Genomic DNA, 11,444 nt, shown 5'->3' on the forward strand with positions numbered 1-11,444 from the left:
CCTCGACTCCTCCGACACGATGATCCCTTCCGCTGAGACAAACCGCCCCAGCTTCTCCGATCACCATCCGACCCACAAGATCTCAGACAGTCCCCAGCCGCGCACCCTTTATTCGGATCCGCACCCCTTGTGGGGCTACGAAGCGGGTGCGGATCCGAATAAGGGGTGCGGCTGGGGTTGGTCAGGATACGTCGAGGTGGCGTAGGCGGGGCCAGAGGAGGTCCCAGGGCTCTTGGCGGGTGTGGCAGAGGAAGCCGTGTTGGTCGGTTCCGGCGTCGTAAAGGGTTGTGCACGAGGCGAAGTGGGGGCGGAGTTCGTCGGGGGTCGAGCCGACGTAGAGGACGTCGTGGGCGGATTCGGGTGGGGGCGGGAAGTAGCCGTAGCTGCGGTTGGTGCTGTAGAGCGGGGGGAGGTCGTTGGTGCGGCGGTAGACGTCGCCGTAGGCGGCGATGATGTAGGACTCGCCCATCACCACCGTCGTCGCCTGTTGGTCCGGCGGCAGGGCGTGGTAGGCGGCGGCGGTGCGGCTGGCGATGTCCTGGGGCGCATCGGGTTTCGCGGCGCCGAGCGATGCCACCAGCAGGCCGGCGGCCGCGAGGGTGGAGAGCGCGTACGCGGGCCACGCGACCCAGCCGAATCGGCCGCCGGTCTCACGACGCCGCTGCAACCCCAACGCCCCCGCCGCGATCAGCACCCCGTGAATCCCGTTGAGGTAGTAGGGCCGACCGACCGTGACGACGAAGAACACGTACAACACCACGGCCGTCACACCGAGAAACCGATAGTCCCGCAACTCGGCGGCCCGCAACAGCCGCCACAACCCGTACAGCGCCAGTACCGTTCCCGCGATCCCCGCCGTGAGGATCAATGTCACCGCCACCCCGGCCCGCCCGCCGTACAACGCCGCAGCCTCCCCGGCCACCACCGCCCCCATCCGCAACTGCGGCCACCCGTTACGCGCCTGCCACACCAATGTCGGCAACGCGATCAGCAGCGCGAGCGCGACCCCACCCCAGAACATCCTCCGCCGCAACAACTCTCGCGGCCCGCACACCAGAACCGCCCCCGCCAGCACCACGCACAGCAACAGCACCTGAAACTTGGTCTCGGCCGCCACCCCGACGACGACCCCGAGCACGAGCAGCAACCGATCGTCCCGCACCCGAACCCACCGAACCACCAACCAGAACAACACCAGCCACTGCACCGGCTCGAGCGTGTACGGCGTGAGCCAATGCCCCATCAACGTCACCCACAGCGCGGTCCCCTGCGCCGCCGCGGTCAGGATCTGTGCCCGCCGATCCCCGCCGAACTCCCGGGCGATCAACGCGGCCACCACCACGGCCGCCGCCGTCGCGAGCACCGCGGGCAGCCGCAGTACCACGACCGAATCCGGTGCGAGCCAACCCAGTACGCCCGCCAGGGCCGGGGTCAACGGCGGCTGGTCCGCCGACCCCCACGCCAGGTGGTACCGGCCGATCGCGAGCATGTACGCCTCGTCGAACCAGTACCCGCGCGGAATCGAACACGCCAAATGAGCGATGCCGACCACCCCCGCGACCGCGAGAACGGCCCGGGTCACGAACGCGGGCGCCTCCGGCGTGGTCGCGGCGATCTCCTCGGACACGGGCATTGCGGGGCCTCCCTCGCTCGAGCTGGCCGATCCATGCTGCCCCGCCCGCCGCGATCTCCGCATCCACCCCGGCGAAGCGACCGGATGCGACCGAAGTCGCACCCGCGTCTCATCCTCGAGAACGACCCGCTACACCCGCCGAATCCGCGCCAACCACGCCGCGGCCCGCACCATGCCCTCGGCGTCGACCTCGACCCCGTCGACCTTGTCGGCCACCACGGAGGTCACCCGCCCCGTGTACCGCGACGCCCGCACCTCCTCGACATCCCAACCCGCACCGAAGGATTCACGAATCACCGCCTCCCCGATCCGCGGCCCGAACCCCGGCTCCACATCCGACAACGCCAGCAGATGCAACGTGCCGCCCGGCCGCAACAACACGTGCAGACTCCGTACATAAGCCGCACGATGCTCGGCGTCCTCTCCGAAGATGTGGAACAACGCGCTGTCCACGATCGTGTCGAACACCCCGAACCGCCCCGCGTACTCCGGATCCGCCCCGATCCGCAGCGCGTCGGCCACCTCGAACCGCGCCGCGGGCACGCCCTTCTCGGCCGCGTTCCGCCGCGCGTACTCGACCGCGCTCGGCGAGAGATCCACCCCCAGCACGTCGTACCTCAGCCGCTCGAGCAGAATCGTGTGCTCCCCCGCCCCGCACCCCGGATCCAGCACCCGCCCCGAAATCGCCCCCGCCCGTTCGAGTTCCACGATCGCGTCCTGCGGCGCCCCGATCACCCACGGCGCGACATCATCGTCGTACGCGGTATTCCACATCTCCACGCTCTGCGTCATGACCCAACCTCTCATCGCTCGACCCTCGACCCACGACCCGGCCCCGTAGCGAGGAAGTCCCGGACCGCCCAGCAGTCCGATTCCCTCCGCACCCGAAGAACCCCGGACCCACTCAGCACCCGAGCAGTACCGCGGCCCCTCCGGACCCGAAGCGCCACTGCCCTCCACGTCCGAAAAGCCCGGCGCCACTCGATATCCGAGCGGTACCGCGCCCCTCCGAACCCGAAGCGCCACGGCCCCACCCGATCCCGAGCGACCCGCCGCCCTCCGCACCCGAAGAACCCCGGACCCACTCAGCACCCGAGCAGTACCGTCCCGCCCCGAGCGCCACGGCTCCGACGCGTACCCGAGGAGTTACGACTCCACTCTGTTACCTCGAGCGCGCTCGAGGTCAAGGAAGCGGCGCGCGCGGGCCGCCGAGGCTCGGGAGAGCCAGGCGTCCTGGATGATCTCGCGCAGCTCGTCGACATCGAGCTGCCCGATGTGCGCCCCGCGCAACAACACCGACAGATGGCCCTCGAAATGCGGGGTGGTGAAGAACGGGGAGTCCGGGTCCTGGACCAGTGCCAGTTTGTCCGACTCGGAGGGAACCCAGAAGATGATCACGTCGTCGTATCGCTCGCCCGTCACCGGGTCGGCGGCGTCGGGGCGCGGCGTGCGGAAGAAGACGAACGACTTGCGACCGACCTGGTAGATCGCATTGCCCTTCGGCCCGTGCTCGACGGTGACATACGGCATCCCCGCGGCCAGGTCGTGCACGTCCTCGATCCGAGCCCGCCGCGCCATCGGACTCAGTCCGCCAATCCGGCGAGCAACGCGCGGGTGCGGGCGGCCGACTCACCACGGGTGAACAGCACGCCCACGAATTCGGTTGCGCCCGAGGCGATCACCTCGTGAATGCGCGCCGCCACCTGGTCCTCGCTGCCGACGATCGCCAGATCCGCCGGACCCTCGGCGCCCTCCCGGTCCATCATCGCCCGATACGACGGCAGCGTCCCGTACACCTTGAACGTCTTGGCGGCCCGCTGCCGCGCCGCGTCCACATCGTCGGTGACGCACACCGGCAGCGGGCACACCACCCGCGGCGCGGGCCGCCCCGCCTCGGCCGCGGCCTCGGTGAGGAGCGGCGCGACATGCGAGCGGATGGTCACCGGCCCGGTCATCCACAGCACGGTGCCGTCGGTGCGCCGGGCGGCCAGCCGCAGCATGTGCGGACCCATCGCGGCCATCAGCACCGGAATTCGGCCCTCGTTGGGCACGTCCATGTTCAGGTTCGCGCTCAGTGTCTCGCCGGTGTAGGAGACCGGCTTGCCCTCCAGCAGCGGCAGCAGCACCGAGAGATACTCGTTCATGTGCCGGGCGGGCCGGGAGAAGTCGAGGCCGTACATGTTCTCGATGACGATCTTGTGCGACAACCCGATTCCCAGCGTCAACCGCTCCGGCCCGACGGCCAGCGCCGTGGTCCGGGCCTGCTGCGCGAGCGCGCCCGGATGCCGCGGATAGGTCGGCACCACACCGGTCCCCAGTTCGATGCCGGGCACCCGGCTCCCGGCCACGGCCAGGGCGGTCAGCGCGTCGAGGCCGAAGATGTGGGTCACCCACGCCGAGGCGAACCCCTCGTCGGCGGCCTGCCGCAGATCATCGGTCAACCGGAGCAGCGCGTCCGATCCGTTCGGTGGGTCGAGCATGATGCCGATGCGCACGGCGGGGTGCCTCCTCGTTGACGGCGGAAAATCGGGCGGGCGACTTCTACCGTCCGCCTCGCCTCCCGACGATAGTGTTATCCAGCATGGCGCGGCGTGTCACCGGGAACCTCCCCGCCGAGGTCACCAGCTTCATCGGCCGCCGCGACGAACTGGCCACCGCCCGCCGGTTACTCGGCTCGACCCGCGTGCTGACCCTGCTCGGCCCCGGCGGCGTGGGAAAGACCAGGCTGTCGCGGCAGGTGGGCGCGGCGGTCGCGCGCTCGTTCCCCGACGGCGTGTGGCTGGTGGAACTGGCCGATGTCCGCGATCCCGAGCTGGTGACCCTCGCCGTGGCCGAGGCGCTGCGCCTGCGCGACGACACCACCGCACCGCTGCTGCGGCTCACCGAATTCCTCGCCGAGCGCCGACTGCTGCTCATCCTCGACAACTGCGAGCACCTCATCGCGGCGACCGCGGAACTCGTCGAACGCCTCGTCGCCGCGACGGCGCGGCTGCGGGTGCTGGCGACCAGTCGCGAGGTGCTGGCCGTGCCCGGCGAACAGGTCATGCCGGTGCCACCGCTGTCCGCCGCCACCCCCGACAGCGACGCGCTGCGACTGCTCACGGAGCGGGCCACCGCCGCCAACCCGCATTTCGATCCCGCCGCCGACCCGGCGACGCTGACCGCGATCTGCCGCCGCGTCGACGGCATCCCGCTCGCCCTGGAACTGACGGCCCTGCGGTTCCGCGTCCTCACCCCCGACCAGATCCTCGCCCGCCTCGACGACATCATGGGACTGCTGCGCGCCGGACCCCGCACCGCGCCGGAACGGCAGCAGACCATCGAGGGCGCGATCCGCTGGAGCTACGAACTGTGCTCGCCATCGGAACAGCGCCTGTGGCAACAGCTTTCGGTGTTCGCGGGCGGTTTCGACCTCGAGGCGGCCGAGGCGGTGTGCGCGATCGACGGGCCGATGCTCGACACCCTGGCCGGGTTGGTCGACAAGTCGGTGCTCACCCTGCGGTACGAGGGCCGGGCCGCGAGATACGCCATGCTGGAACCGATCCGGCAGTTCGGTTACGAGCGGCTGGCCGAGCACGGCGACGAGACCGCGGTCCGCGCCCGCCACCGCGACCACTACCGCGCCCTGGCGCTGCGCGGCCAGCGGGCGTATCAGGGCGCGGAGGATGTCATCTGGTTCGGCGAGTTGAGCCGCGAACACGCGAATCTCCGTGCCGCCCTGCGCTTCTCCCTCACCGACGCGCCGTCGCTGGCGCTCGACACCGCCACCGCACTGCGCCCGTACTGGGAGCACTACCGCTTCCTGTCCGAGGGGTACCGCTGGCTGACCGACGCGCTGGCCCACTGCCCCGAACCCACCCCGGAACGCGCCCGCGGCCTGTCCTCGGCCGGATCGCTGGCCGCGCTGCTGTCCGATCGCGCGGCGGCGGGCCGGTGGATGCGTGAGAGTGTCGCGCTGGCAGCGGAACTGGGCGCCGAGGACATTCTCGCCGAAACCCGCTTGGGCACCGCGCTCATCGCCTTCGCCGACGACGATCCCGCCGGGGCGCTGGCGCATGCGGAGCAGGCCGTCGCCCTGGCCCGCGAGTGCGGCCGGCCCACGGTCGAAATGGACAGTCTCGCATTCGGTTTCATCTGCGCGACCGTCCTGGCCGACGACCGCGCCACCGACATGGCGCGACGTTTCCTGGCGGGCACGCGACGCGACGGTTCGCACCTGCTGGGCGGGCTGGCGCTGTGGGCGGTCGGACTCGACCATTGGCGGCGCGGCGAGCACGACACCGCCGCGAAGTACATGGCGAACGCCATCGAAACGCTGGCACTGTTCGACCGCTGCGTGTGGCTGGCCACGGCCTTCGAGGGTATGGCGTGGACCGACGCCGCCCGCGGCGACCCGGAACGCGCGGCCCGGCTGATGGGCGCGGCCGAAACCTTGCAACGCTCCACGGTGCGGCTGGCGGACGCGATCATCGGCGCGGTCGGCGAGAAGGTGCGCACCGGCGTACGGGAGGCATTGGGCGAGAGACGTTTTCGCGTTGCCTACGACAGCGGCTCGGCACTGCCATTGACCGCCGCCATCGAGTACGCGCTCGGTCGAGACCGCGGCGACGCGGCCGAACTCCAGGCAACCGAGCAGGGGCCAGATCGAGACAGCGGCACAATCGGACCCGCGACCACCCCTCACAGGCTGGGCCGAAGCGAAAGCGGCGCAACCGAACCCACGACGATGGGGCACGAACCCGGCGGCCGCTCACGCTCCAACCCTCTCGACGTGCTCACCCCGCGCGAAAAGGACGTCGCCCGTCTGGTCGCGGTAGGACACAGCAACAAACGCATCGCCGCCGAGCTGGTGATCTCGGTACGCACGGCCGAGGCGCACGTGGAGCACATTCGGACCAAGCTCGGTTTCAGCTCACGCACCCAGCTCGCGGGCTGGGCGCGCGATCACGGCCTGCTCGATCCGGGATGACGCCGCCCGAGCACCGCGCGATGCTGGTACCACAGTCCCACGGTGGCGATATCCGCCTGCTCGAGCGGGAGATAGCGGTCGTCGGCGCGACGACCCAACGCCTGCACCGTGACTCGCATACTGCGCTGGAAACAGATCGGGTCGCGCACGTGCCAGCGATACATCCCGAACCGGTCGTCGGCCCGCACGACACCCAGATACGGCGTCGAATACGTGCCGCCGGTGGCGAGTTCGCCGTGCCCGCCGAAGTAGTCGGCGGTTCCGGTGCCGCAGATCGTGGGAAATTCGGTGTCGCCGTCGAAATAGAACTTGACCGCGCCCTCGCCCCACCGGCCCGGCGCGTTCGGCGCGATGGTCAGGTACGTGCCGACGAACCGTCCCGGGCCGGGCACATCGTCGAGCACCGTGTGCACCGCCGGGCGGCCCAGCGGATGCGCGCGCCGCCACCGCGCGTGCAGATATCCGGCCTCGCGCGGCACCTCCTGTTCGAGATAGGTCACCTGATACCCCACCGGCACCGTCCGGTCCCCGGTGTTGCTCACCTCGATCCGCGCACGCGACCGAAAAGGCATGGGCCAGTAGCTGTTCAGGCCGCCGGTCGGCGCGACGACCACCATCTCCGAATTCACCGCGGCCGTATCCGCGCCCGTGTTGCAGAAGAACGCCCCCGCGGGCACGTCGATCGCGGCCTCCCCGTCCCCGTCCCAGTACACCCGCAACCGCAACGCCGCCAGCGCCGCGGGCTCCACCCCGAGCCACAGCTGCCGAATCACCCCCCGGCCCGGCGATATTCGCGAGCACCACCGTCGCCCCACCCGCCACCGGCACCGTCGGCGACACCCGCCACCCGATCCCGAGATCCCGGGCCGCGTCGGCCCCGCTGCCCACGAGCGCGCGCCCGCCCCCGCCCGGTGCCCCCGTCGGATTCTCCGGCCCGATGGATCGGGTCCGGGCCTGATCGAGCCGCCATATCTCGTGCACCATCCGGATTTTGACACGGCATCCGCCCACTCGAGGACGAATGCGCGGCGTGGACACATTCGCGCCCCGAACGGTTGCTGAAAGAATGCTGGATCCGTTCCGCGACAGCGTTTTCCGAGAAGGAGCGGAGCCGGGTGGTCGGCGGCGGGGCGGGTGACTAGCGTTCCCGTCGTGACTTCTCTCGACACCAAGGTCGTGCGCGCGGCACTGCTCGACGAGACCGACCGTCTGGCGGAGCTGTACGCCGACGCCGACCCGGAAACCGCGATCCCCACCTGCCCCGACTGGACCCTGGCCAATCTGGTCGCGCACGTCGGGGGCGCGCACCGCTGGGCCGCCGCCATGATCGCCGCCCAGACCACCGAATCCCTCGATTTCGCACAGGTTCCCGACGGCCGCCGGCCCCACGATGTGGCCGAGGCCGTCGCGTGGCTGCGCGACGGCGCCCGCGTTCTGATCGAGGCGGTGGACGCCACCGGCCCCGAGGTCCCGGTCTGGACGACGCTGCGACAGGTCCGGCCGAGCGAATGGTGGATCCGCCGCCTCCTCCACGAGGCCACCGCCCACCGCTGCGACGCCCTGCTGGCCCTGAACCGCGAGATCGACCTCGATCCCGCCCTGGCCGCCGACGGCATCTCCGAACTCCTCGGCCTGATGGCCGTGCGCTTCCCCACCGGCGAACCCCCGCTCGACGACGGACGGTCCCTGACCCTGCACGCCAGCGACGACGCCGACCACTGGCGAATCCGCAAGGCGGGCAACACCATCGAATGGGACGACGACACCGCGCCCACCACCACCGGCGTCGAGGCCACCGCCGCGGACCTCTATCTGGTCATGCTGCGCCGACTCCCCCCGGAGCAACCCCGAGTACAGGTCACCGGCGACCGCGACGTCCTCACCACCTGGCTCGACCGCACCAAATTCTGAGCGCCACAACGCTTCAGCCGGTGACCACCTCGTGCCGACCCGACCGATGCGACCGCCGGTACTCGCTCGGCGCGATTCCCACCTCGCGCCCGAAGTGCGCGCGCAGGTTGGCCGCGGTGCCGAGGCCGCAGCGCTGGGCCACCGCGTCGACCGGAATGTCGGTGCTCTCCAACAACTCTCGGGCCAGAATGATGCGTTGAGTGAGCAGCCAGCGCAGCGGGGTGGCGCCGAGCTCGGCGTGGAAGCGGCGGGCGAGGGTGCGCTCGCTCATGCCCGCGCGGCGCGCCAGATCGCCGACGGTGAGCGGTTCGGCGAGGCGGTCGAGGGCCCAGGCGAGAGTCGCGGCCAGGCCGGGGTCGGCGGGGTCGGCGGGCACCGCGGATTGGACGTACTGCGCCTGACCACCCGCGCGGTGCGGCGGCACGACCAGGGATCGGGCCGTGGCGTTGGCCGCTCGTGAGCCGAGATCCTTGCGAATGATGTGCAGGCACAGGTCCATTCCGGCCATCGTGCCCGCGCTGGTGAGAATGCGGCCGTCATCGATGTAGAGCACCTTGGGATCGAGATCCATCCCGGGATACCGCTCCCGCAGGGCGCCCACATGCTTCCAGTGCGTCGTCATCCGCCGTCCCGTCAGCAGCCCGGCCGCGGCGAGCACGAACGCGCCCGAACACAGGGCGGCCACCCGCGCCCCCGCCTCGTAGGCCGCGCGCACCGCCTCCACCAGGTCCGCGGGCGGGTCCCTGCGCACATCGGGGGTGGCGGGAACGATCACCGTGTCGGCGGCGACCAGATCGTCGTAGTCGTAGTCGGTGAGCGTCACGAAGGGGTCGCGCATGGTGGCGTGCCGGGTGCCGCGCGGACCGCAGAGCCGGAAGTCGTACCAGGTCGACGCCTCGATCCCGGGCGGCGCCTCGGCGAACACCTGATACGGGATGGCCACCTCGAACAGCGGCTGCCCCGGCGCCACGGCCACCGCGAGCGTCCCCGGATGTCGATCACTCATGTCTGGAATCTAGCGCATCATGGCAAATCTGCCACTCGATCCGGCGCGACCGCGGCTGAATAGTTTCGGGTATGACCATTTCCGCCACGGCAGCCCCGCCCCTCGTCTCCACATCCCGCCCCTGGCGAGTGCTCGCGGTCGCCGGAATCGCCCAGTACCTGGCGATTCTCGACCTGTTCGCGGTCACCGCCGCCTTCCCCACCCTGCGCTCCGCCTTCGGTGCCGCCTCCGCGGGCGAGGTGACCTGGGTGCTGAACGCCTACACCATCGTGATGGCGGCCCTGCTGGTCCCGGCCGGGCGGCTCGCCGACGACACCGGGCGCAAGCGCGGTTTCCTGATCGGCATCGCGCTGTTCGGGGTCGCCTCGCTCGCGTGCGGCCTGGCCCCGAACCTGTTGGCGCTCATCGCGGCTCGGGTGCTCCAGGCGGCGGCCGCGGCGCTGCTCGTGCCGACCGGGCTCGGATTGGTGTTGCCCGCCTTCGACATTCGCGATCATCCGACGGTGATGGGGATCTGGACGGCGATCGCGGCGGCGGGCGCGGCCAGCGGCCCGGTGATCGGCGGGCTGCTGCTCCCGATCGGGTGGTGGTGGATCTTCCTGCTCAACATCCCGTTCACGGTCGCGGCGTTCGCCTTCGGGGCGCGGGTCCTGCCCGCCGTCCCCCGGCACGCCGGGCGGGCGCTCGACCTGGTCGGCGCGACCGTCCTGCTCGCCGCCACCGCCGCGCTGACCACCGTCTTCGTCCAGGGTTCCGACTGGGGCTACACCTCGGCGGCCACCGTCGCGTGCCTCGCCGCGGCCGTGCTGCTCGGCCTCGCGTTCGCCTGGCACATCCGCCGCCACCCCGACCCGGTGGTGAGTCCGAAGATCCTGCGGCACCGCATGTTTCGCGTCGCCACGCTCGGCGTGTTCTGCTACTACCTGGCCTTCGCCGCGCTGATCCTCGAGGCGACGCTGTTCCTCACCCAGCAGTGGCACTACTCGCAGGTGCGGGCGAGCCTGGCCATCGCGCCGATCGGCACCGCGTGCCTGCTGTCCTCGCCGCTGTCGGGCCGGGTGGTGCGGCGCATCGGGGCGCGCGCCTCGGCGGCGCTGGGCGGGCTGACCATCGCAGCGGGCGCGCTGTGGTGGATCCTGTTGTCCGGCAGCGGGAGTGGCTATCTCGTCGTCTTCCTCCCGGGCGCCCTGCTGGCCGGAGTGAGTACCTCGTTCCTGCAACCCCCGCTGTTCGGGGCGTCGGCCCTGCTGCCCCCGGAACAGCTGTCGCTGGGCTCGGGCATGTTGATGATGGCCCGTCAGACCAGTTCGGCGCTCGGCGTGGCCGTGCTGACCGCGATCCTCGCGCGCGTCACCGTGCCGGGCCTGGCGGAGTATCGCCTGGGCTGGGCGTATGTGGTGGCGGCTGGTGCGTTGGCGGCGGTGGCGGGCTGGGCCTATCGCGCCCGCAGGCCCGGCCAGCCGTAGGGGCTGGGCCCGGCGGCGAGCCCGGCCGAGGGGACCGGACGGCCGGTGGGCGCGGCGGCCTCCACGTACCCCGGGAGCTTGTCGGCCAGCTCGCGGCGCACGGCGTCCATATCCAGCCACATGACCTGCTGGACGATGTCCTCGAGCTGCGCGGCGGTCTGGAAACCGACGGCCGAATGGACCAGCAGCCCTTCGCGATACGCCTGCAACGTCGGCAGGCTGGTGATCTGGGCGGCGGCGGCCAGCGCCGGTTCCGCCTCGGTGTCGACGGTGGCGTGCACGATCTCGGGATGCAGGGTCGACGACTCCTGGTAGACCGGGGCGAACCGGGCGCACCATCCGCACCAGGACGCCCAGAAATCCACCAGCACGATCGGCCCGCCGGACACCGTCCGCTCGAAGGTCTGCTGGGTCAGGGCCTGCGTGGGCATGATTCGGATTCTTCCACGAATGGATCGG

General features: G+C 71.0%; 9 protein-coding genes and 1 pseudogene. 3 read left to right on the forward strand and 7 right to left on the reverse strand.

All coding sequences use genetic code 11. The annotated features are described in order from the left end of the window. Positions 1–181: 181 nt before the first annotated feature. From ACFYTQ_RS27260 to ACFYTQ_RS27275, 4 genes are all read right to left on the reverse strand, one after another. Positions 182–1,633, reverse strand: coding sequence for an ArnT family glycosyltransferase (locus ACFYTQ_RS27260; protein ID WP_387366900.1), 1,452 nt, complete (start codon positions 1,631–1,633; stop codon positions 182–184). A 129-nt stretch (positions 1,634–1,762) separates the two neighbouring features. Beyond that, positions 1,763–2,425: an SAM-dependent methyltransferase gene (locus ACFYTQ_RS27265; RefSeq protein WP_387366903.1), complete on the reverse strand. Its 663-nt coding sequence runs from the start codon at positions 2,423–2,425 to the stop codon at positions 1,763–1,765. Positions 2,426–2,779: 354 nt separating this feature from the next. Continuing rightward, positions 2,780–3,211 carry an MmcQ/YjbR family DNA-binding protein gene (locus ACFYTQ_RS27270; protein ID WP_387366906.1) on the reverse strand — a complete coding sequence of 144 codons (432 nt, stop codon included), beginning with the start codon at positions 3,209–3,211 and terminating at the stop codon, positions 2,780–2,782. A gap of 5 nt (positions 3,212–3,216) precedes the next feature. Then, a complete protein-coding gene (locus ACFYTQ_RS27275; RefSeq protein ID WP_387366909.1) occupies positions 3,217–4,128 on the reverse strand; it encodes an LLM class F420-dependent oxidoreductase in 912 nt (303 codons plus the stop codon). Positions 4,129–4,214: 86 nt separating this feature from the next. Between ACFYTQ_RS27275 and ACFYTQ_RS27280 the strand changes: the two genes are divergently transcribed. Further along, positions 4,215–6,602 carry a LuxR C-terminal-related transcriptional regulator gene (locus ACFYTQ_RS27280; RefSeq protein WP_387366912.1) on the forward strand — a complete coding sequence of 796 codons (2,388 nt, stop codon included), beginning with the start codon at positions 4,215–4,217 and terminating at the stop codon, positions 6,600–6,602. On the opposite strand, the gene ACFYTQ_RS27285 is transcribed toward ACFYTQ_RS27280, so the two are convergent. Further along, positions 6,578–7,375, reverse strand: a complete 798-nt coding sequence (locus ACFYTQ_RS27285) for a glycoside hydrolase family 172 protein (RefSeq protein WP_387366915.1) — start codon at positions 7,373–7,375, stop codon at positions 6,578–6,580. The two genes, ACFYTQ_RS27280 and ACFYTQ_RS27285, sit on opposite strands and share 25 nt — an antisense overlap. A gap of 379 nt (positions 7,376–7,754) precedes the next feature. Between ACFYTQ_RS27285 and ACFYTQ_RS27290 the strand changes: the two genes are divergently transcribed. Continuing rightward, positions 7,755–8,513, forward strand: coding sequence for a maleylpyruvate isomerase family mycothiol-dependent enzyme (locus tag ACFYTQ_RS27290; protein WP_387366918.1), 759 nt, complete (start codon positions 7,755–7,757; stop codon positions 8,511–8,513). Between the two features lie 13 nt (positions 8,514–8,526). Here the strand turns inward: ACFYTQ_RS27290 and ACFYTQ_RS27295 are convergent, their stop codons facing one another. Continuing rightward, positions 8,527–9,519, reverse strand: coding sequence for a GlxA family transcriptional regulator (locus ACFYTQ_RS27295; RefSeq protein ID WP_387366921.1), 993 nt, complete (start codon positions 9,517–9,519; stop codon positions 8,527–8,529). A 71-nt stretch (positions 9,520–9,590) separates the two neighbouring features. Between ACFYTQ_RS27295 and ACFYTQ_RS27300 the strand changes: the two genes are divergently transcribed. Then, on the forward strand, positions 9,591–10,985 hold the full coding sequence (locus tag ACFYTQ_RS27300; protein WP_387366924.1) for an MFS transporter: 1,395 nt from the start codon (positions 9,591–9,593) through the stop codon (positions 10,983–10,985). Positions 10,986–11,062: 77 nt separating this feature from the next. Here the strand turns inward: ACFYTQ_RS27300 and ACFYTQ_RS27305 are convergent. Then, a pseudogene (locus ACFYTQ_RS27305) lies at positions 11,063–11,416 on the reverse strand (thioredoxin domain-containing protein); the annotation flags it as partial. Positions 11,417–11,444 lie beyond the last annotated feature (28 nt).

The sequence above is a fragment of the Nocardia sp. NPDC004068 genome, assembly GCF_042874315.1.
Classification (GTDB): domain Bacteria; phylum Actinomycetota; class Actinomycetes; order Mycobacteriales; family Mycobacteriaceae; genus Nocardia.